Consider the following 21,123-nt stretch of genomic DNA (forward strand, 5'->3'; position numbering starts at 1 on the left):
AATCCATGGCCGATGGAAAAACGAACGTCAGCGAGCGGCCTGGATGATCGCCATGTCGATGTCCTTGAAGCCCTTGATCGTGTTGGTCTGGGCGTTGCGGAACACGGTGTAGGAGGAGAAGGCGGTTTGATAGGCCGCCAACAACGCAGGGTCCGACGCATCGTCCTTGAGCTTTTCCAGCGCTTCGTCCAGCGCTTCCTTGAGTTTTTCCGCGCCCTTTTCGAACGCATCGGCCTGGCGACCGAGAAAGTCATCGGGAAATTCGATGGGGATACCAATGTCAGCCATGAGTCACCTTTATCGTGGAGTTGGAAAATGCCAGGACGACGCGGTCGTCTTGATGTAGCCCTGGGGGCCGGTTTGAAAGGATTTGTCCTTGAGCCCGTCGTCCTTGAGCTCCACCGTGAAATGCACGTAGCGATCTCCCCACTGGCGATGGAAACCGTCGACGTAGTCACGGGCGGCGGCGAGTTCGACGTCCTGCAGATTGCCGGTCAGCGCGAAGGTGACGCTGTCGCCGTGCTCGACGCGGTCGAAGCTCAGCGACAGGCGTTGCAGGCCTTCCTCGGCGAGATCCGCGAGCAGGTGGTCATCCTGGAAATGCACGGCGATGTCCCGGGTATAGGGCGCGGCGGCCAGCAGTGCATCGGTCAATTCCTGCTGTTTGTGCGGCGTCAGCAGATTGCGCTGGGCGCTGAGCAGCAGGCGTGGCGCGGACGGGTTCTTAAAGTCGAGGGAGTGCCAGACCAGCTGCGGATCATGCTCGAACAGCAGCTGCTCCAGCCGTCGTCGTTCCTGATCCGTCACCAGCACTTTGGCCGACGGGGAGTTGCTGCGCATCAGCACCTGTCGGCTCCAGCCGGCATCGCGTTCGGATGAGACGAAGACATACACCGTCTCATCTCGGCCCCGCAGCACTTCGACCTCGGCGCTGGCGCCAGTGATCAAGGCGCGGATATCGGTTTCAGGGGTGGGCTGCGGTATCGACCAGAGGGTGGCAGCGACGGCCAACGCCACCGCGACAAAGCCGCCGGCCAGCCATCGAGTCCAGGGCTTGCCTTGAGACTCGAATTTCTCGGTGTCGAGCGAGGGGCTGGGTTGTTTGAGCAGAAGTTCGGGTGACCAGGCCTGATCGCCAGGACGCAGGGCGATTTGCAGGCCGCCGACCTGCACCCGCGTGTGAAACCTGCCGTGGAGCAATTCCTCGGAATCGCCGAGCAACCGCAGCATCAGGCCATCGTTGGAAAGGTGATCGGCGAGCACTTCGAAATTGCATCCGCCCTCGGCCAACGGCACGAAGATGGCCTCGGCGGGAACGCTGGCAGCAAGCTTCCCGTCTCCCAGCAACTCCACCGCGCCCACCACGAACAGGGTGATGGATTGCACAAGGGGAAATTCGCAGCCCTGCAGCGGACCGTTGAGTATCCGCAGTACACAGGGCTGAGGGACGGCTGTCGGGTCTGTCACCGTTCACACTCCAGAGCGATGAAATGAGCCGGCATGTTAGGAAGGTGGAATTGGGAGTTCCTGATCGAATTCTGCTGAACCCGATCAGAATCCCCGCTGTTTTTGCGTCAGCGTGAGTCGTTGATAGCGCTGCCAGACCTTGCGCGCATAGCGCAGGCGCGCCGCTTGTCGATCCGGCGAATTGCCGGCGTTGTAGGCCCCCACTGCCGTCCAGTTGTAGCCATATCGCGCGACAAAACCGGCCAGCACCGAGGCGCCGACTTCCACCGACAGGCAGGGTTCGTCCAGCAGGCGTTGCTCGGTGATGCCCTGGGCACTCAAGCGCGGCAGATGGATGCTGTTGATCTGCATCAGGCCGATATCCCGTGAGCCATCCTTGTTGTGGTTGATTGCACCGGGTTTGTGGCCGGACTCGACTTCGGCGATCGCCTGCAGCAGTTCGGGTTCGATCCGGTGGAGCTGGCCCGCCCGATCCCAGCAAAACGCCTGTGCCTGAGCCGCGCCAAAACAAGCGAGCATGAGCAGCGACTTGATCCTGTGCACGCTCATGCCAGACGCCGCTCACTGGGCAACGTTTCGCAATGGCGAAAATCCGGGGCACGCTGCAGCGAGCCCCAGAGCGGCGCCACCATCAGCCCGTCCGGCGTGCCCGTCCTTGCCAGGCACAGCCAGTTTGCGTATTGGTTGCGGGCATTGAGCGGGTTGACCCCGAACAGCACGTTCCACGCCGCCAGCCCCTGCTCGCCGATTGCGCTTTGCGCCAGCCCGACCTGTTCCAGTTCATGCCAGGCCGCCGCATGCTGGCCGAAATACGCCAGCACCACGGCATTCAGAATCACCAGCAACGAATTGGCCACAGCACCTTGCTGCAGGGTTCGACGGGCCATGAGCACCGTCGATTCCGCCCCTTGCGCCAGCGCGATACGCAAACGCAAGACCTGAGCCCGCACGCTGTCGGGGTCATGCTGCAGGCTGCGTTCAATGCTTTGCGCCGCCTGCTCATTGCGCCGCCAGTACCAGTGATGCCAGGCGTGAAAGTAATGCGCGTCAGCCTGATCGGCGTTCAGCAGGCAACGTTGGAACAGCACCTGGGCCGCCTGCTCGCAGCCACGCAGACTGGTGAGCAAGGCCAGGCGCGTCAGTGCCGACAGATTGCCCGGGTCGCGAGTCAAGGCACTGGAAATCGCCGATTGCGCCTGCTCCATCGCCCGCCCCTGATAACACAGGCCGATCATCGCCTGTCCCAGCCATGCATCCGCCAGACCGCACCAGGCCGGCGCGTATCCGGCATCCAGCTTCAGGCACTGGCGAAACTGCACCAAGGCATCACGCAGGCTTTGCGGCGTGTGTTGTTGCAGGCTGCACAGGCCGTTGAGCCAGGCCACCGCCGCGGGATACGACGCGCAAGCCTCACCGGCCGGACGCAAGCCTGTCATCCGCTGCGCCACCATGGACGTCAGGGCGCCGAGTGCCTCGCTGAGATCGCAGGCGTCCAGCGTCTGCCCATGCAGCAGCACGTGGTCGCTGCCGCGGATCAGTTCGATCGACCAGTGTTGATGGTCGCCCTGACGGATACAGCGCCCGCTCAGGCAATAATCCGCCGCCAGACGCTGCACCTGCGACCGCGCATCCAGAGATGTCGTGTGATCCATCAATCCAGAGGGAATGACCCGCAGCGACTCGCCGAACGCCGTGCTCAACTGGCGGATGATCACATCCTGCAGATCCAGCGCTGCCGCTTCGTCCGCATGCCGAAACGGCAGGACAGCCAGTGAGGGTGATGCGGTGCGCGTCGGGTGCGGTGCATCGAGTTCCACCGCCGGACAGGTGAATCGATAACCTTGGCCATACACCGTCGCAATGAAGTCCTTGTCTTCGCGCAGCAGTTTGCGCAGTGAGTAAATGCAGCGGGTCAGGGACTCTTCGGCGGCATAGGTTTCAGGCCAGACGTCGTCGAGCAGCTGGTGTTTGCTGATGACCGTGCCGGATGACTTGAGCAACAGGCGCAGCACACTCGACTCCTTGGGTGGGACGTGCACGCCTTCGCCATCCCGTATCAGCGTTCCATCGCCTTGCAAAAGCCACTGGCCAAACACGAAAGAATTGACCGGCGTTCGATCGGATGCCCTGTCCATACTCTGAGACTTCTCTATAGAAAGGTACGAAACGCACGGAGCCTGCACGGTGGCAGGCTCCAGATGAAAAGCGGCGTGACTATAGGAAGTTGTGTGGGATGTTTCCGTAGGGTCGGTGACTCAGAAGGCGTAGGAATCTACGACATGATGTGTGGGCAACTGACTATCGAGGTGCAGATATCTCGCACGGTTTTCCAATGCGCGACTTCGTCTTCGGGCAGTTCGATCGCGAAGAATTCATTCAGGGCCATGACCAGTTCCACCAGGCTCATGGAGTCGATGTAGAGGTCTTCGATCAGTCGGGAATCTGGTGTGATGTTGCGTCGGGTGGATTTGAAGTAATCCGACAATACTCGGATGACTTGATTCTCGATTTCCAGCATTGAATGTTTTCCTTGATTTCACCGGCCCCTGTAGGAGCGAGCATGCTCGCGATGGACGCAAGAACACCGCGGGGTGTCAGGCAGCCAACGTCATCGTTGACCACCATCGCGAGCGTGCTCGCTCCTACAGGTTTTGTGTTCACCGCAAATCCACTGTAGGAGCGAGCATGCTCGCGATGGACTCAAGAACACCGCGGGGTGTCAGACAGCCAGCGTCATCGTTGACCACCATCGCGAGCGTGCTCGCTCCTACAGGTAAGGCGGGGTCAGAAATTCAACATGGCTTTGAGCATGTCGGCGTATTGGTTGAGGTGCGAGGACAGGGTTTTGTTGAAGTTGTCGTGGTAGGAATTGGCGTTCGAATACTTCTGGGTCAAGGACTGCAGCAGGTTTTTCATGCGTTCTTCCTGGGCGTTGAAGCCGGTTTGCCAGGCCTGGAATTTCGCTGTGTCCCAGGTGATCCAGAACACATTGGGCGGCAGGCTGTCGCGCATGATCGTCAACGGGCTGAGGTCCATGACCACGCTGTAGGTGCCGTCGGCATTCTGCTTCAGACAACTGGCAGGCAGGCCCAGGGCCTGGCGCCACTTTTCCGCTTCCTCACGGGTCGCGCCGCCCATGCCGGGGGCCGGGAACAGCACTGACGCGGGATTGGGGTGGGAGTATTTGTTGATCAGCGCCTGCAGGGCCAGGCGGATTTCGCCGGCGTTTATCTTGACCTCCTTGCCGTCGTTCGCCCCCTGAATCCACTCCTTGAGCTTCGCGGTGATGTCCTTGTTGAAGTCGGCGAAGAAGTCCGAATACGCGGCGATGATGTGCTCGTAGCCGGCGAGGTAGCCGTTCTTGATCAGGTCGATCAGCTCCAGCAGTTTTTCAAAGAAGTCGTCGGAGGAACTGATGGCCTGATCGAAGGCTTCGGCGATCTCCGCGGGTGGTGGATGCCGTTCTTTCAGATCGCGCAAGATCTGCGTTTGCGCGGCTTCAACGTACTGACGCGACTGTTCGGGCAGGCACTGTTGGCTATGCACCAACACGACACCCGACTTACGCAGTTGCTGTTCCCATATTTGCCAGCGCACCCGCCTGGTTTCGACCTGTGAGACAAACTCCTCCACGGCAGAATGCGCCAGGGAGAAATGTTTCCAACCGTCGACCTCCGGCTCCTGAATCAGTGGTGGAACCTTCGGACAGCACCCGAGCAGCATGTTGAAGGAGCGGTTCAGCGCGTTCATTGAACGATCAATCATCTGCTCGTGAGTGAACGCCACACCTTCAACCAGCATCTCGGGAAGCAGTGAAACCTCATCGACCCGATTAACGTCGACTACGGGTTTCTGCAAAGGCGCAATGACCTGCGCAATGCCAATTGCATTAGCCATTTACACCTCTCTAATCAGCGCGGCACGCGACTGAAACAGCTGCAAGACCATTTCCATTATTTTCTGCAGCAACGCGGCATCCGCCGAATCCTTCTGCCCGTATTCATCACTCAGACTCTTCTGCGTGGTCTGCGCGCTTTGCTGCAGCACTTCCTTTTCCCGGGCGGCGTGCTCGGTCATCCGCACGATGTTGGACACCACCTGGCTCATGCTCATCGACATGGCATTGAACGCGCGGCCGAGCTCCAGTTTCTTTTCGATGCTCTTGCCGCCCATCTGGCTCAGCCAATCCGAGTTCTGTCCGACCTTTTGCGCCTTGAGGATCTCCCCTTCAAACCACTTCTGTTCGTCAGGCGTCAGCGAGGTGCCCTTGGGCTTGAAGTCGACGGTCGTGATGCGACCGAAATCGTCGAAGGTCTTGATCGGGTAAGTGGTTTGCGGATCCCAGTCATCGCGGCCGAGATCTGCCTTGAGATCGCGCTCGATGTTGTTCGCATCAACGACATTGCGGCGGTTCTGGCTGATATCCGCGTGCTTGAGCCCTTGCCCTTGGAACGTCTTGACCATGGCGAAACCGGCGATCGCACCGGAGACCGCCGCGGCGGTGATTGCGCTGTGCAGTGACGCCTTGCCCGACTCGATGATCGCCGCGCCCTGGGCCTTGGCGGCGTCGGCGGCCATGATGCCGAAGTGTCCGCGCAACTGGGCGTTGGCCACCCGGGCGATGTTCAGCGCGATGATCGCGGCCACCAGGACGTTGGCGTGTTTCTCCCAGGCGCCGGGATCGAACACCAGGTCGTTGCGCACCTCATCGTTGAGCAGCGCGGGAGCGGCCTCCATGTCGACCAGATCCGCTTCAGTGGGCTGGTAGGTGTTGATTGCCTGAGCAAACTCTGCGGCAGTCGGTGTACGTAATTCGGGCGTGCTCAAAATTTGCTTGTCAGCCATTGCGGAGACCATATCAGGGCGCCGAAATTCATCGGCTTTCTTCGCCGCGACAACTTCCACTGCCTCCAATTCGATCGGTCTGCGCGCGATCACGCCATAGCCATTAATATCGGTCATTTCGAATTCCTTTTATCCACGGGATCAAACCTGCCGAGCCATTTGCAGGCTGATGGAATGGCTGCGTTGCAGATCGGCGAAGATCTGCTCAACCTGCCGGGTGCGGTCCTGCATCGCCTTGCCGTAGTCCTCCACCAACTGGGCCACGTAGCCACTGATTTGCTCGCCAATCAGAGTTCGCTCCCGAACGCCGGCCAGGTGCTCGGCCGCCTGCTCCTGATGCGCTCCGCTAAGGATTTGCAGGCCGCCCTGCACCGTGACATTGCTGAACTCGGTAACGGCCTGAGCGATTTCCAGATTGGCGGCCATGCGCGCCAGGGTCGCCGGATCGGCTCCATGGGTGACGAAGCTGCGCAACTGCGTGAGCAGCAGGGTGAACATGTTGCCGAACGATGAGGCCATCTGCTTGAGCGCCTGCATCGCCACCGGCGCCGCCTGCGCGACCATTGCCGCCAGTTTCGAGGACACTGCGCCGATCACCGGCCCGATCACATGCGCCCCGACCACCGCCACGAGGGCAATGGCGGCCATTGTCGAAGCAATGCCCTGAATCATGCCGACGATCTGCGCGATCTCTTTCGCGGTTTCCTCATCGACGCCCACCGCTATCAGCAATTTCGTGTAGAGATCGGTGAACAGTTTGATCGCTTCCTGCATCACCGTGGTCAAGGGCTTCATGGCCTCGGCCATGAACGAGGTGCCCGTCGCCTCCTTGACCACCGCATCGGAAATCATCACCGCCGCGCCGATCACCCCCACTGCAATCAGCACCGGGTTGGCGGTCAGCACCCCGGCCGCAATGGTCGCCACGGTCAGCACCGCGCCGACGATGGCGCCGATGCAGCCCATGGTCTTTTGCAGCGCCTCGGCCTTGCGCACTTCCTCCAGGTATTTTTCCGATTCGGCCTTCATGTGTTCCTGAAGCCGGGCCTGCAATTCCTGGAACAGTTCCTGGCTGAGCTCTTCCTTGTTCTGCGCGGACTCACCGAGCATTTCGATGATCTTCAGGCGATTGAGCAAGGCCAGGGCGCTACTGCTCAGGGCCTTCTCATTGGACTGCTTGATAGCGGAACCACCGAGACCGGCCTCCTGCACCTTCACCGACACGGCGGCCAGAACCCTGGCGCTGGCATTGGCGGTTTCGATGAGTTTCAGATGGGCATCGGTGGCTTTTTCCAGGGTTTGCGTATGGCCCGCCAGGTCACTCTTGAGCTGATCGCGCAGGGCCAGTTCGCTGGCGTATTCGGGTGATTGCGGGTCGAGTTGCGCCAGCCGCGCTTCGCAGGCTTGCAACAACGCCAGACTCTGTTTAACGCGCTCCTGCAATTGATCGAGCTGTTCCTGACTGCTGCCGATGGCGCCTTCGGCTGCCTCCAATGCTTCGATGGCAGCGGCGTAATCGGCGGCCAGCTTTTCATGGCCCTGCTGTTTCGCGCCGGCCATGCTTTGCAGCATCGCCAGGCGGTTCTTCAGTTTGTTGGTATCCACTTCACCGATCAGCTCGCTGATCATCGCCATCAGCAGCGTGAACAGGTCGCCGTTGGTTTCCGGCTTGTTGCCGTCAGCGCGAGGAGGCGGCGCATGCAGCATCGGTCTGCCTGCGGCGGCTGCGCTACGTGGGCCTTCGTAGTTCACCGACATCAGGTCCGCCAGCGCTTGCTGGCCGGCTTTCTGGTAGTCCGCGGTCCTGGCCGCCTCAGTGGCAGCCTTGCCGTATTTTTCGAAGGCTTGCGAACGGCTCAAAACGTCGTGAAAGACGGGCGGGAAGCTGTTTCTGATTTCACTCATGCTTATTCCTCTGATCCTTTTTCCACTGAAGCCTGCATCTCCATATGGCTCAGGCTCTCGAGATAGACCCGGGCCTGCTCTCGCAGATCGTCCTGGGTGGCGTGCTCCAGCGCGTACTCGAAACACAATCGGGCCTTGCCGATCCGACCCAGGGCGAGCTGGCACTGCCCGCTGTAGAACATCGGCCGGTAGTCGTTCTTGCCCTGGGCGAAGGCGATCGCGTAGAGGTCGATCGCCTTCTGGTGGTTGTGTTTGAGTTGATGCACCGCCGCCAGGCCCATCCAGTACTGGCTGTTGTAGAAGTCGTAGATGCACAGGAAGTGGAAGAACTTCTCGGCATCGTCCAGCCGTCCCTGCTCGTAGAACTGGTAGGCGAAGGCATACAGGTGGTTCATCTGCTCATCGCTGATACCCCGCACATCCTTCAACGGCGCCCCGGCCAGAACCGCATCCACGACCTCGAGGGCGACCTGTTCGTTTTGTTGGTTGTTGCGACTCATCAGCACACTCCTGAAAGACGTCAGCGTGGCTGACGGGGGCATTGAGCCAAAGGCGCCCGGTGGCTCGCTGCCAAATTGCGCTCATACCCCCGAATCCCCCCACCCCCTGTAGGAGCTAGCTTGCTCGCGATGGTCGTCAACGATAACGCTGGCTGTCTGATACCCCGCGGTATCTGTACCTCCATCGCGAGCATGCTCGCTCCTACAGGGGGTCGGTGGAACCTGTGGGAGCGAGCCTGCTCGCGATGGTCGTCAACGATGACGCTGGCTGTCTGATACCCCGCGGTGTCTCTGCCTCCATCGCGAGCGTGCTCGCTCCTACAGGGTTCGTGTCGGGTCTGTCAGGCTTGCTCGACCTGTTCGAGCCAGATGAGCAACCGCAGAACTTCCTCGACTTCCTGCACCTGAAGAAAGCTATAGCGCTGGTGGGTCTTGAAGATGCGTCGGGCCAGGGCGATGTCGTTGATGACCGGCACACCGACCTGTCTGGCGTAGGCACGAACAGCCAGGGCGCGCTGGTTGGTTTCCATCAGGGAGATGAACGGCAGTACGGTGATTTCCGGGCGGAAGTACACGCCGATGGCGATGTGGGTCGGGTTGGCGATGATCATTCGCGAGTTGCGCACATCGGACTTGACCTGCTCCGACAGCAACTCGCGATGCAGGTCCTGGCGGCGGCGCTTGATGTCCGGGTTGCCGTCCTGCTCCTTGTGTTCGCGCTTGACCGAGTCCTTGTCCATCATCTGGTCCTTCATGAACAGGAAGTACTCGCTCAGCGCATCGAGCACCACGATCAGCAGCACGCAAAGCAGAAACGCCAGCACCAGCACCAGCAACAGGCGCCCCCAGATGGCGAACAGATCAGGCGCCTCGGCGAACAGTTGGGCGAACAGCAATTGCCGCTGGGTGATCCAGACAATCCACAGTGCCAGGGCAAAACTACCCAGGTACAGCAGCGCTTTGACGGTGTCCTTGACGGTGCGCAGGCTGAACAGTTTCTTGAAGCCGTTGATCGGGTTCAGCGCGCCGAAATTCAGCTTCAGGGCTTCGCTGGCCAGGGCGAAACCGCTTTGCAGCAGTGCAGGCAACGCGCTGGTCAGGACGCACACCAGCAGCAACGGCAACAGCGCCTTGAGCCCCACGACCACCAGCATCGCCGAGTACTTCTGCAAGTCAGCATCGAAATCGCTGGCGATGATCCGTCGATAGACCTCCATGACTTCGATCAGCGAGCTGTTGAACACCATGTAGCTGATGCCGCACAGCGTCAGGCAGGTGATCACCAGATCCTTGGCCTTGAAGGTCTGGCCCTTGCGCGCCGCATCGCGCAGGCGCTTGGGCGTGGGTTTCTCGGTTTTAGAGGCGCTGGATGACATCGCCCTGCTCCCCTTGCAGATACGGTTCCAGAGCCTGGGATTTCATCCCCATGCGCAGCACCTCGTCCGGCAGGTGCACGCCGAAATACAACATCAGCACCACCAGCGCCACCAGGCTCTTGATCGTCAGCGACACCGAGAACGCATTCATCTGCGGCGCGTAACGCGAGAGCAGACCGAGCAACGCTTCGCTGATCAGCAGCGTTGCCACCACCGGTGCGCTGATCACCAAGGTCTTGCTCACCAGGGCATCGAGCAGTTGCAGAATCGGTTGCAGCTGCACCTCGCAGCCGTTCGCCGGCGTGCAGAGGCGATAACTGTGGCCCACGGTTTCAAGCATCAGCAGCATGCCGCCGCCTTCGAGATACACCGCTGCGGCGAACAACTGCAGGAAGTTCGCCAGCTCCGAAGTATCGACGCCGTTGGCCGGGTCCACGGTGCTGCTGAGCATTGCCCCGCGCTGGTTGTCGATCAGGTTGCCCATGGCATGCAACACCCAGAACGGCCAGCACAAGAGACAGCCCAGCAAGACGCCGATGCCCGCCTCGCGCAGCAACAGACCGAAAAACGCCAACCCATCCAGAGCCGGCAGCGGTACCCCGACATAGGGCCAGAACCCCAGCGCCACCAGCACGATCACCGCCTGACGCGGCGCGCCGGTGAGCACGCCGCTGTTGAGAAACGGCAGCATGAAGAAGATCGGCGCCAGCCGGGCAACCCCGAGCAGCGCCGCCGCGAACCAGGCATACAGGTCGAAAAACAGCATCACCGACATCGAGCTAACCCAGGGCCAGACGCATGACTTCGCGACTGAAATCCAGCAGGGTTTCGCCATACCAGCCCGAGAGCAAAAACAGGCACGCAGCGACCGCCAGCAACTTGAAACCGAAGGGCAAGGTCTGCTCCTGCAACTGGGTCACGGTCTGGATCAGGCCGACCACCAGCCCCACCACCGTGGCGACGATGATCGGCCAGGCCACCATCAGCAGAATCAGGTACAGGGTCTTGTTGCCGGCATACACCAGATCGTTCATGGCCGCCCCCTACACCAGCAACGTCAGGTACTGCTTGACCAGCCCGGTCGAGAGCAGCGCCCAGCCATCGAGGGCAACGAACAGCACCAGCTTGATCGGCACGGAAATGATCACCGGGCTCATCATCATCATGCCCAGCGCCAGCAGGATGCTGGAGATCACCAGATCAACGATCACGAACGGCAGGTACAGGTAGAAGCCGATCTTGAAGGCGCTTTTGATTTCACTCAGGGCGTAGGCCGGCAGCAGTGCAAACAGTGAAGGCGTCAGTTCTTCATCGGCAGGCACTGCGTCTTCGCTTTCGCTCTGAACCGCCTGCGCCCGCTCGAAGAACAGCGCCAGTTCCGGGTCGGTGTATTTGCGCAGGTAATCCTTGTAGCCACCCAGACCGTTCTCGGCGAAATCCACCACTGCCGCGAGATCGGTGAAGGCCACCGCCTCGCTCTTGTAGTAGCTGTAGCCCTGCTTCATCACCGGGGTCATGACGAAGATCGCCAGCATCAGGGCGATGGCATTGAGCGTCATGTTCGACGGCACCTGCTGCAAGCCCAGGGCATTGCGCACGATGACGAAGACGATGGAAAACTTGATGTAGCAGGTGCCCGCCGCCACCAGGAACGGCAGCAGCGAGGCGAACGCCAACAGGGCGATCAGCGAGACGTCATTCATCGCGCGGGTTCCGGTAGACCTCGAGCAATTCCACACCCAACTGCTCGTCGAGTTGCACCAGTTCGCCACGGGCCACGGGCTTGCCGTTGGCGCGCACTTCGATGTGTTGCGCCGCATCGTCCGCCAGCGGGATCAGTTGCCCGGAGGCGATCAGCGACAGCCTTGCCAGGTCGATGTCATGGGTCGCCAGGACGAACTCCAGCTTCACTGGCAGCACGCCCGGATCAAGGTCGGACTCAGGTGCGTCCTGTGGATCGGTATCGCTCGACTGCATGTGTATTCCCTGTTCGGTAAAGGTGAAGAAGCCCAGGCATCGTTCACCCAGGCAACAGCGTTGGGCGCGCTGAACGATCCGCAGGACATCGCCGGCTTTCAGGCGGATTGCGTGGGTGTGATGCAGGTGGCTGAAGCCCAGTTTCAGGTCCAGGCGAAACGGCAGATCGCTTAGCCAGGAATTGTCTTCATGGGCTGGGCCGGTAGCGCTTGCGGGTGGTAATCGAGTGATCCACACGCGGCCCTGGGCGGTGTCGAGCCAAGGCATTTCCCGCGTGGGCAATTGATGGGGGGCGATAAACTCGGCGTCGTAAATTTCTCGGTACTGCAAGTCATCCACGTCCATCAGCAGCGGTTGCGGCACAGCGCGGAACAGTTCGGCGATGGTCGTCAGTGAACACTCGACGGTCAGTAGCGACTGCAATCCCGGCAGCGATTCATGCAGCCAGTCGCGGGCATCGATCAGCCCCTGCCACTCCCCTTCTTCGCCCAAGGCGGTGAACTGCAGGTAGCCGGAGTGGGTTGGAAGAAAGCCGGAGCCTGCGTCGACACCAGCGCAGCGCCAGCGCTGAACAGCCTGCGCGACGGCATGGGCTTGCGGATTGATCCGGCGTAATTTCAGCGAGCTCATGCGTCGTCGTTCTGCTCGTCATCCGGCGCTTGCCGGGAGCCCTGGCGCTGTTGCTCGTCGCGGTTGTCGGTCAGGCGCCAGGTGGGTTCGCGAACCTGCTCCAGGGACACTTTGAGGTGTTCGAAAACCTGGGTATTGCTCGGACTGAGTTGCAGATTGCGGACAGGTTCATCGGACACTCGGCTGATCGTCACCTGGCCGCTGACAAGGCCCTTGTTGAATGGAACCTGCAATAGATTCCGCGCCGAATCCGGCCGCGTTTCGGGGATAGCTTCGATTATGGTCTCGATGACTGTGTGGGGAATCTGTGGCGACGACGGAGGGGCTTTCACCGGTGCAGCAAAGGGTGCATTCGTCGGTGCTGGGCGTTCATACAGAGCCTCGGATCTTTGGCCTTCGAAGCGGACTGTCGGCACATCCGGCAGGACCTCGACCGGGCTGGATACAGGCTCGATCAACAACGGCTGCGCAACGACTTTATCGATGACTGAAGCCACAGGCACCACAGCTTGCGGCAAACGAAGATCGGCAGGTCTGTTCTGCGTTGGCTGCCCGGCACTGTCATGCTCAACCACCGCCACAACAGGTCGCAGAACCAGCGCCGCCATCAGCTCCAGCACGCCCTGCGGCAACTCATCCTCCTGCACGGGAATCAACCGGTCCTGCAGCTCATCCATCGGACCTTCGCCGACCAGATCCACAGGTAGAACCGGCAGCAATGTAATGACCGCCAAATCCTTCATCGCCAAACTCCGCTCATCTCTTCGATTTCCCGTTCTTCCCGACGCACCTGTTCCAGCCGTTGTCCACGCACCAGCTGCCGAACAGACAGTTCGTACTTGTCGTGCTTGCGTCGCACCAGCCGCAATTGCTCGCGCTGCTCCTGCAACCGTTGTTCAACTTCTCGGCACTGCTGACTGATCCGCTCACGCTCCACGCGCAACAGATCGATCTGCCGCCGGATCACCGCCTGCCTGCGCAGCAGCGCCAGCAGTTGTCCGTGATCAAGCACGCAATCCTCGGCGCGATGGCTGGCCAACAGGTTGTGCAGCGCCGCCTCCTGCCCGGCGAAGCTGTCCCGCTCCTGCAACAGCGGCTGCAATTGCTGGCGGCTACGCGCTATCGCCAGTTCTGCGCGCTGCTGTCGGAACCCGCTGAGCGCCAACAGCCGGCGACGATCGGTCAATGGATTCATGCCATCAGCTCCCGTAATCGGCGCAGGGCTTCTTCCGGTTCACAGCATTCACCCGTGGGCTGACGCAGCCACTGTTCAAGGGCGTCGCGGCGTTGCAGCGCCCGGTCGTTGGCCACGTCCGCACCCTGGGTGTATTCACCCATGTCGAGGAAGATCTGCAACTGCTCGAGCCGTGTCAGGGTGTCCCGGGTCGCTGCCGCCAGTTGATGCACTTGAAGCTCTGTGACCTGCGTCGCCACGCGGCTGACGCTGCGCAACACGTCGATGGCCGGATAATGACCTTTGGCCGCCAGCGCCCGGCTGAGATAGACATGGCCGTCGAGAATCGAGCGGATCTCCTCTGCAATCGGGTCCGGCTCGTCGTCGCTTTCCAGCAGCACCGTGTAGAAGGCGGTGATGCTGCCCGCAGCGGTCACGCCGGGGCGTTCCAGCAAACGCGGCAAGGCATCAAAAACGGAAGCCGGATAACCCCGACGCGCCGGTGCTTCCCCGGCGGCCAGGGCCAGGTCACGCCTCGCTCTGGCATAGCGCGTCAGCGAATCCAGCAACAACACCACCCGACGGCCCTGGTCGCGAAAATATTCGGCGATGGCGGTGGCCTGGAGCGCCGAATTGCAGCGATCCACCGAAGAAAAATCCGAAGTGGCGAACACCACCACGCAGCGTTCGCGTTTGTCCGACTGGCGCAAATGCTCGATGAATTCGGTCACCTCCCGCCCACGCTCGCCGATCAGGCCGATGACAAATACATCGGCGTCGGTGTGCTCGATCAGCATGTTGATCAGGGTGGTCTTGCCGGAACCGGCGGCGGCGAAAACCCCGACGCGCTGGCCGACGCCGCAGGTCAGCAAGCCATCGATGGCCCGGATGCCCGTGCGCAACGGCGTCCGCACCCCACGCCGTTGCTGGTACGACGGCGGATCGGCATCCACCGGATAATCCTGTTGCGCCATTGCCGTGGACGGCGCCAGACGCTCGACGATGTTGCCTTGTGGATCGACCACGCTGCCAAGCAACGCTTCGCTGCAGGCCAGTTGCAGGGTCGCGCCGGTGGGCACGATCATCGACGCCCGGGACAAGCCCCGGGCATCACCGAGCAAACTGAGCAGCACCGCATCGGGCTTGAAGCCGATGACCTGCGCCCTGGCCGCCACCTCGGGCGAACGCCAGTGTCTGCGCACCTCGCAGATCTCACCGATCACTACCTGGCCCAGCGCCGCTTCGATCATCGGACCGCTGAGCCGCAACGGGTGGGCCGCCGCACGGGTCATCACAGGCGCAGGATGCCGTGGATTTCTTCGAGCACTTCGACGAAATGGTCCAGCGCCCGGGCAAAACTGCGCCCGTCGTCGAGGGCCTTGTCATTGCACATCAGACGCAGTTCGAGCTGGCCCTGCACCTCGCACAGGTGCAATTGCCCGCTGCGCGACCAGGGGCAACCCTGGAGCAGAATCTGCAACAGCGCAAAGGCGCTATGACTCAATGGCGCAGTCCCGACCTCCATCACCGCGGCCCAGACCCACACCTCACCCCCCACTTCTCCGACGTTGATCGCCGGCAAATCCTTCATCTGCATTTCGATGGTGCTGTGGCTGTCGAAGTGGCCGATCTGGCTTTCGGCGCAGCCGCTGTGACGCAGCGCGTCGCGCAACAGGTCGGCAATATCCATGGTTATCACGGGCAGATTTCCTTACAGGGTTTTGATCACATTGACCGAGACGGTCTCGCAGACTTCGCCGAACGACATCACGTCCAGCTCGCGAAAACGCCCTTCGATCAGCTTCTTGATGTAGCGCCGCACATCCACCGAACACAGCAGCACCATGTCCTTGTGGGCAATGTGCACGCTGTCCAGACCGACGCTGAGGCGGTCCATCAGGTCCTCGGATTCGGCAGGTTCCAGGTTGATGAAACTGCCGCCCGAGGTTTGCCGGATACCGCGTCGCACCACCTCTTCGAACTCCGCCGACAACAGCAGCACGCGCAGGTCGTTGCCCTGGGCAAACTTGTTGCTGATGTAGCGGGCCATGGCGCCGCGCACGTGCTCGACCAGTGCCAGCGCGTCCTTTTCCCGGGATGCCCAATGGGCCAGGGTTTCGAGAATCAGCTTCATGTTGCGTACCGAAATGCGTTCGCCGATCAGGCGCTGCAGCACCTCGGCGATCTTCTGCACGGTGATGTGGCGATAGACTTCCTTGAGCAGGTCCGGGCAGCGCGCTTCCATTTCATCCAGCAGCTGCTTTGTCTCCTGGACCCCGAAAAATTCCTGGATGTTGCGCGCCAGCAAGGTGACCAGGCAGCGATAACACTCCTCGTCCGCCGGTCGCAGGTGATACCCCAGTTGCTGCACGCGCTCGCGCTCGGTGGCGTTGACCCAGACCCCGCCCAGGCGATTGCTGTCGTTGCCGCGCACCAGCGCCAGCCCCAGGGATTCCAACTCCGGCGAATAGTCGAGCAGGCGCCAGTGATCGAAATGGACATCGAATTGCTCGGCGCGCACCTCGTTGATCAGCACCGCCACCTGATGCGCCGGCAACGCCTCGCTGGCGCGCAGTTGCGGCTCGGGAATGCGCAGGCCGTAATCGACGAAGAACTGGCTGCGAAAGCGCGCCGCCCAGCGTGCCTTGGTCAGTTCCTCCAGACGCGCGGCGGGCACCAGCAGCATCAGCGCGATGGTCTCTGTGGCGATGTTGTCGATGTCTTCGATGAGGCCTGAAGCGCCCGCTGTGTCGCCCTGATTCGACGGCGGAACGTTGTCAGGGCCTTCACCTTTGGCGGCCTTGCGCTGGCGGAAGAACACCAGCAGCGCCAGGGCCACGGCAATCGGCAGAAAGGTCAGGAGGGGAAAACCCGGCAACAGGCCAACGCCCACCGCCAGCAACGCCGTCACCCCGAGCACGAACGGGTGGCCGAGCATTTGCGCGAGCATGTTGCGCCCCAGGTTGGCGTCATCGCCGTTGACCCGGGTGACGATGAAGCCGGCGCCGATGGCGATCAGCAGCGCCGGAATCTGTGCGACCAGACCATCGCCGATGGTCAACAGGGTGTAGGTCGACAGCGCCGTGGACATATCCATGCCCATCTGCCCCATGCCGATGGCCATGCCGCCGATGAAGTTGACGAAAATAATGATGATGCCGGCGATGGCATCGCCCTTGATGAACTTCATGGCGCCGTCGAACGAGCCGTACAGCTGGCTTTCGCGCTCCAGCACGCTGCGTTTTTCCTTGGCTTCCTCGGCGGTGATGGCGCCGGCCTTGAGGTCGCCGTCGATGCTCATTTGCTTGCCAGGCATGCCGTCCAGCGAGAAGCGCGCGGCGACTTCGGCCACCCGCTCCGAGCCCTTGGTGATCACGATAAATTGCACGATGGTGACGATGGAAAAGATCACGAAACCCACCACCAGGCTCTCGCCGATCACGAACTCGCCGAACGAGGCGATGATCTCCCCCGCATCGGCCTGGCTGAGGATCAGGCGGCTGGTGCTGATCGACAGCGCCAGGCGAAACAGCGTGGTCAACAGCAGCAACGCCGGAAAGGTGGAGAAGCTGAGGATGCGTTCGATGTAGAACGAGCCCATGAACACCAGCAGGGAAATGACGATGTTCAGGCCGATCAGAAAGTCCACCAGCGCCGTGGGCAACGGAATGATCAGCATGGCGATGATCATCACCATCAGCGTCAGGATCAGCAGCTCCGGACGAGCGCCGACATTGCGCAGGAACACATTGAGCATGGCGGGTCAGTTCCGGATGAAGGTCATGGGCAACCGCCGAGGCGTCGGCGTTCGATGCATTCGTGGGTGTAGGCGACATCCGCCAGCCGGGTGAATTGTTCTGCCAGACGCAGTGGCGCCTGTTCATCGGCGAACAGCGGCACCGGCAATTGCAGGCAGAGGCGGCGCAGGGTCTGCAGCAAGGCCGATCGTTCGTGGTGAGTGCTGAGCAACACGCGCTCGCCCAGGGCGCCGAGCAGTAGTTGGTCGAGGTCGTCGGGATAGGCCAACACGCCGAACAGGAACACCAGCCAATCCGCCTCATGGGGGTTGTGGCGGCAGACGAGCATGTCGGCGAGCAGGCGGCCGACAAACAGTTCGTCAGCCGAACGCAGGCGTTTGAGGTGGTTGACCTTGGTGAGCAGATCGCCGAATTCGGCGCGGGAACAACTGGGGTCCTGGGCGCTGATGTCGGTGAGCAGCGCGGCCTCGATGAAGGTCAGAACGTTCAGGCGCTGATCGGGTCCGTAGAGGGCGATCCAGTCCTGATAGCAGTCGAGGGGGCCTTCGTCGGACTCGAGAAAATCGCGGTAGGTTTCACGCAACAGTGCTGCGCGCACGGCCATGCAGGAGCCGAACATTCGGGCTTTGAGCGCGGTGTTGATCCCGGCGTTCAGGCGCTTGGGGGACGCCTGGGCGACCACGGTCTGCAACAGGGTTTCGAGGCGCTGGCGGGTGCGCGCTTCGAGCTTTTTCCGGCGCAGCAACTCGCGCAGCACCAGAGCCAGATCGCTGTCATCGGGAAACAGGCTGCGCGCCATTTCCAGCAGCCAGGCGACGGGTTTGTCCGCCAGTCGTGCAAGGCTGAGTATCTGCTTCGCCTTGGGCACGGTGTCGTCGTCCAGCACCCGCTCGAAGTTGTCGGTCAGGGTGTCGGATTTCAGCTCGAAATGGCGTCGTCCGCGGAACTGCGCCAACGCAGCGGACATCTCGTCGCTGATTTGCACGAAACGTTGCACCGCGGCGATGGTGTCGCCGTCATCGAGATCGACATCCGCCTGAGGCTGCGGATTTTCCGCCGCTTTCTCAGTATTGAGCCGTGCCTGGGCTGAACGGCCGCCTGTGGAAATCGACGGCAGGATCATGGTTGTGCCATTCGAAAATAGCTGCGACGCACCCGCTCGTGCTGCTCCGGGGTCAGCAGCCGGGAGCCGGGCTCAAAACCGTCGACTGGCAATGCGTCGCGAATCTCCCGGGGTTGAATCAGAAACACCCGCACCGTGTTCGCCGAACGGCTCTGGCGATAGCTGAACAGTCGCCCGACCCACGGAATGGCACCCAGCACCGGGATGCGCCCGACCTGCTCGGTGTTGTCGTCTCGGGTGAATCCGCCCACCAGCAGACTCTTGCCCTGGGGCACACGCGCTACGGTGCTGATGCGAGTGCGTCCGACCGTGGGCAAGGTGCCCGGTTGCGCGTTTTGATCAGGCCGTTCGACTTCGTTGCCGTCCTCGATATTCAGCGACATTTCCACTTCATTGGCCTGAGCGAAACGCGGCAGTACGTTGACCAGGGTGCCGTAGGTCACGTGTTGCAGATCGACACTGCGCTCGCCGACCAGAGGCGCATAAAAGGTGCGGTTGTTGTCGAAGATCGCCGGTACGTTTTCCTGGGTGAGAATCACCGGCCGCGACACCACGTTCGCCCGGTTGCTGCGCTCCAGCGCCATGACCTGGGTGACGAACGACGCGCCGTCCAGGGTGGTCGCGGAGCCGGCATTGAGCGAGGCGGAAAACTTGCCGCCGGCGTTCAGCGTGCCCTGCCAATTGATGCCCAGCTGATTGAGCTCGTCCTTGTGCAGATCGATGATCCACAGCGACAGCTCGACGTGGCGTTTGGGCGTGTCCAGCGCGCTCACCAGGTTCTCGATGAAACGCACCTGCTCCGGCAGGCCCTTGACCAGCAGGCTGTTGGTGTCGGGATAGGCGACCACCCGGATATTGCCGGCGGCAACGTCACGGGCGATGACTCGCGGTGCGGCGGGGTCTTTTTCCGATGCAGTGGTTGCCAGGCCTTCAAGCGGGAATGCCGGCATCAGCCCCTGAGGGCGCTGTGGCTGTGGCTGCGCGATGGCCGGCTCGACCTCGCGCTTCTCGCCGCGCAGCAATTGTTCGATCACCGTGGCCAGCCCGGGGATGGTCACCTTGTCGTCGCGCAGCTCGTATTTGCGGTCGCTGACGAAGGTGTTGCGCACCTGGATCACGCCGATCTGCTGCTTGCCCAGCAAGAGCTCCGAGCGCTGGTTGTCCATCATTCCGGCCGCCTGCACCACCAGATCGACGTACATCGGCGGGCCCGCCACATGGAAGGTGCGCAGGCCGTCGTGGCGCAACGGATAACGAGGGTCATACAGCCCGGAGCGCTCGAGAAAGCCTTGCAGCCTGGCCACGGTCAGGGTCTGCAGCGAGATCATCGAGCTTTTGATTTCCGGGGCGTCGTACAGGTAAATCGCCTGGCCGTCGCTGTACCAGATCAGGCCCATCTGCAAGGCGATGCGCTCGAAGGTGCGTTGCGGCGTACGCAGGTCGAAGGTGCCGGAAACCCGCTTGACCGCTGCCGCCTTGCTGACGATCACCGGCTTGCCGAGTGCGCCGTAAAATTCGCTGAAAAACGTCCGCGCGCTTTGCTCCCGTGCCTCGAACTCATAGACAGCCGCCTGGGAGGCAATCGGTGCGACCAGGAATGCAGCGCTTAGACAGAGGGGCAAGACAGACAGAGAATACATGCGATTCACTTGCCCGGCAGGTAGGTAATGTCGGCGAGGCTGCTGGGGGTGAAACCCACCAGTTCGCGGATTTCCCTGGAGAAATGCGAAGAGGACGCGAAGCCGAACTCCAGCGCCACGTCCGTCAACGAGCCTTCGCGCAAGCTCATGTTCAACAGCGCCTGGGCCGTGCGCCAGCCACGCAGGGCCGGCTTGGCCGCGGTGCCCAGTGCTTGCCGGCACAGGCGCCGGAAATGCGACACCGACACCCCGTAGCGCTGCGCCAGGGTGCCGAGTTTTTCGCTGTGGGTGCCCTGCTCCAGCAGGAAGCGCACCAGGCCGTAGCTTTCGCTGTGGCGCAGCACGCTGGCGAAGGCCTGATAAGCCTCGCCGCGGGCCATCGCCTGTTCGAGATACCAGCGCTCGAGCGCCTGCTCGGTTTGCACCTTGAGGAAAGCTACCGGCAACAGCGCCCATGGGGCCGGGCCGGAGCGTTGATCGAACGGCGCGCTGGCCAGATCGATGAACACCTGCAACTTCACCAGCGGCGCCTGTGGGATCGGCTGGGTCTGCAGGCCCTCGGGGGCTTCACAGCCATGGCTCATGGCAATCAGGCCTTCCCAGCCGGGTGGCAGGCATTGCGTCGGAGACAGGCAAACGGCGGCCTGATCGACACGCACATGCAGCACCCGCTCATTGAGACGGATGTCCGGAGTACGTGTTGCGGGGGGCGATTCGAGGGGCACGCC

Annotated in this window: 22 protein-coding genes; all 22 read right to left on the reverse strand. The window is 61.6% G+C overall.

Annotated features, from left to right (window positions below):
* Positions 1–27: 27 nt before the first annotated feature.
* Positions 28–288, reverse strand: coding sequence for a type III secretion system needle filament subunit SctF (gene sctF / locus K9857_RS10205; RefSeq protein WP_175378607.1), 261 nt, complete (start codon positions 286–288; stop codon positions 28–30).
* A 9-nt stretch (positions 289–297) separates the two neighbouring features.
* The gene (locus K9857_RS10210) at positions 298–1,467 is read right to left on the reverse strand and encodes a PrgH/EprH family type III secretion apparatus protein (RefSeq protein ID WP_224535421.1); all 1,170 of its coding nucleotides are present in this window, start codon (positions 1,465–1,467) and stop codon (positions 298–300) included.
* Positions 1,468–1,551: 84 nt separating this feature from the next.
* The gene (locus K9857_RS10215) at positions 1,552–2,016 is read right to left on the reverse strand and encodes a transglycosylase SLT domain-containing protein (protein ID WP_224535423.1); all 465 of its coding nucleotides are present in this window, start codon (positions 2,014–2,016) and stop codon (positions 1,552–1,554) included.
* Positions 2,013–3,506: a winged helix-turn-helix domain-containing protein gene (locus K9857_RS10220; protein WP_318011752.1), complete on the reverse strand. Its 1,494-nt coding sequence runs from the start codon at positions 3,504–3,506 to the stop codon at positions 2,013–2,015. Before K9857_RS10220 ends, K9857_RS10215 begins: the two co-directional genes overlap by 4 nt.
* Positions 3,507–3,739: 233 nt before the next feature.
* Entirely contained in the window at positions 3,740–3,985 is a 246-nt protein-coding gene (locus K9857_RS10225) for an acyl carrier protein (protein WP_224535427.1), read from the reverse strand.
* A gap of 266 nt (positions 3,986–4,251) precedes the next feature.
* A complete protein-coding gene (locus tag K9857_RS10230) occupies positions 4,252–5,364 on the reverse strand; it encodes an IpaD/SipD/SspD family type III secretion system needle tip protein (RefSeq protein ID WP_224535429.1) in 1,113 nt (370 codons plus the stop codon).
* Complete coding sequence (locus K9857_RS10235; RefSeq protein ID WP_224535431.1) at positions 5,365–6,429, reverse strand: IpaC/SipC family type III secretion system effector; 1,065 nt, start codon at positions 6,427–6,429, stop codon at positions 5,365–5,367.
* A gap of 24 nt (positions 6,430–6,453) precedes the next feature.
* Entirely contained in the window at positions 6,454–8,217 is a 1,764-nt protein-coding gene (sctE, locus tag K9857_RS10240) for a type III secretion system translocon subunit SctE (protein WP_224535433.1), read from the reverse strand.
* Positions 8,218–8,219: 2 nt separating this feature from the next.
* On the reverse strand, positions 8,220–8,717 hold the full coding sequence (sicA, locus tag K9857_RS10245) for a type III secretion system translocator chaperone SicA (protein WP_318011753.1): 498 nt from the start codon (positions 8,715–8,717) through the stop codon (positions 8,220–8,222).
* Between the two features lie 341 nt (positions 8,718–9,058).
* On the reverse strand, positions 9,059–10,093 hold the full coding sequence (locus tag K9857_RS10250) for an EscU/YscU/HrcU family type III secretion system export apparatus switch protein (RefSeq protein WP_224535435.1): 1,035 nt from the start codon (positions 10,091–10,093) through the stop codon (positions 9,059–9,061).
* Positions 10,074–10,868 (reverse strand): type III secretion system export apparatus subunit SctT, encoded by a 795-nt coding sequence (sctT, locus tag K9857_RS10255; RefSeq protein WP_224535436.1) that lies wholly within the window; start codon positions 10,866–10,868, stop codon positions 10,074–10,076. The genes K9857_RS10250 and sctT overlap by 20 nt, the downstream gene beginning before the upstream one ends.
* A gap of 4 nt (positions 10,869–10,872) precedes the next feature.
* Complete coding sequence (locus K9857_RS10260; RefSeq protein WP_128607088.1) at positions 10,873–11,127, reverse strand: EscS/YscS/HrcS family type III secretion system export apparatus protein; 255 nt, start codon at positions 11,125–11,127, stop codon at positions 10,873–10,875.
* Between the two features lie 9 nt (positions 11,128–11,136).
* A complete protein-coding gene (locus K9857_RS10265) occupies positions 11,137–11,796 on the reverse strand; it encodes an EscR/YscR/HrcR family type III secretion system export apparatus protein (RefSeq protein WP_224535439.1) in 660 nt (219 codons plus the stop codon).
* Complete coding sequence (locus K9857_RS10270; RefSeq protein ID WP_224535440.1) at positions 11,789–12,700, reverse strand: FliM/FliN family flagellar motor switch protein; 912 nt, start codon at positions 12,698–12,700, stop codon at positions 11,789–11,791. The genes K9857_RS10265 and K9857_RS10270 overlap by 8 nt, the downstream gene beginning before the upstream one ends.
* The gene (locus tag K9857_RS10275) at positions 12,697–13,443 is read right to left on the reverse strand and encodes an invasion protein (RefSeq protein WP_224535442.1); all 747 of its coding nucleotides are present in this window, start codon (positions 13,441–13,443) and stop codon (positions 12,697–12,699) included. Before K9857_RS10275 ends, K9857_RS10270 begins: the two co-directional genes overlap by 4 nt.
* Positions 13,440–13,895: a type III secretion protein gene (locus K9857_RS10280; protein WP_224535443.1), complete on the reverse strand. Its 456-nt coding sequence runs from the start codon at positions 13,893–13,895 to the stop codon at positions 13,440–13,442. The genes K9857_RS10275 and K9857_RS10280 overlap by 4 nt, the downstream gene beginning before the upstream one ends.
* A complete protein-coding gene (gene sctN / locus K9857_RS10285) occupies positions 13,892–15,166 on the reverse strand; it encodes a type III secretion system ATPase SctN (RefSeq protein ID WP_224535444.1) in 1,275 nt (424 codons plus the stop codon). The genes K9857_RS10280 and sctN overlap by 4 nt, the downstream gene beginning before the upstream one ends.
* On the reverse strand, positions 15,166–15,564 hold the full coding sequence (locus tag K9857_RS10290; protein ID WP_224535455.1) for an Invasion protein B family: 399 nt from the start codon (positions 15,562–15,564) through the stop codon (positions 15,166–15,168). Before K9857_RS10290 ends, sctN begins: the two co-directional genes overlap by 1 nt.
* Positions 15,565–15,585: 21 nt before the next feature.
* Positions 15,586–17,631, reverse strand: coding sequence for an EscV/YscV/HrcV family type III secretion system export apparatus protein (locus K9857_RS10295; protein ID WP_224535445.1), 2,046 nt, complete (start codon positions 17,629–17,631; stop codon positions 15,586–15,588).
* 23 nt (positions 17,632–17,654) lie between these two features.
* Positions 17,655–18,755 carry a type III secretion system gatekeeper subunit SctW gene (sctW, locus tag K9857_RS10300; protein WP_224535446.1) on the reverse strand — a complete coding sequence of 367 codons (1,101 nt, stop codon included), beginning with the start codon at positions 18,753–18,755 and terminating at the stop codon, positions 17,655–17,657.
* Entirely contained in the window at positions 18,752–20,395 is a 1,644-nt protein-coding gene (gene sctC, locus K9857_RS10305; RefSeq protein WP_224535447.1) for a type III secretion system outer membrane ring subunit SctC, read from the reverse strand. Before sctC ends, sctW begins: the two co-directional genes overlap by 4 nt.
* A gap of 5 nt (positions 20,396–20,400) precedes the next feature.
* Positions 20,401–21,120 carry a helix-turn-helix domain-containing protein gene (locus tag K9857_RS10310; protein WP_224535448.1) on the reverse strand — a complete coding sequence of 240 codons (720 nt, stop codon included), beginning with the start codon at positions 21,118–21,120 and terminating at the stop codon, positions 20,401–20,403.
* Positions 21,121–21,123: the final 3 nt, after the last annotated feature.

Source organism: Pseudomonas sp. REP124 (assembly GCF_020164475.1).
GTDB lineage: Bacteria > Pseudomonadota > Gammaproteobacteria > Pseudomonadales > Pseudomonadaceae > Aquipseudomonas.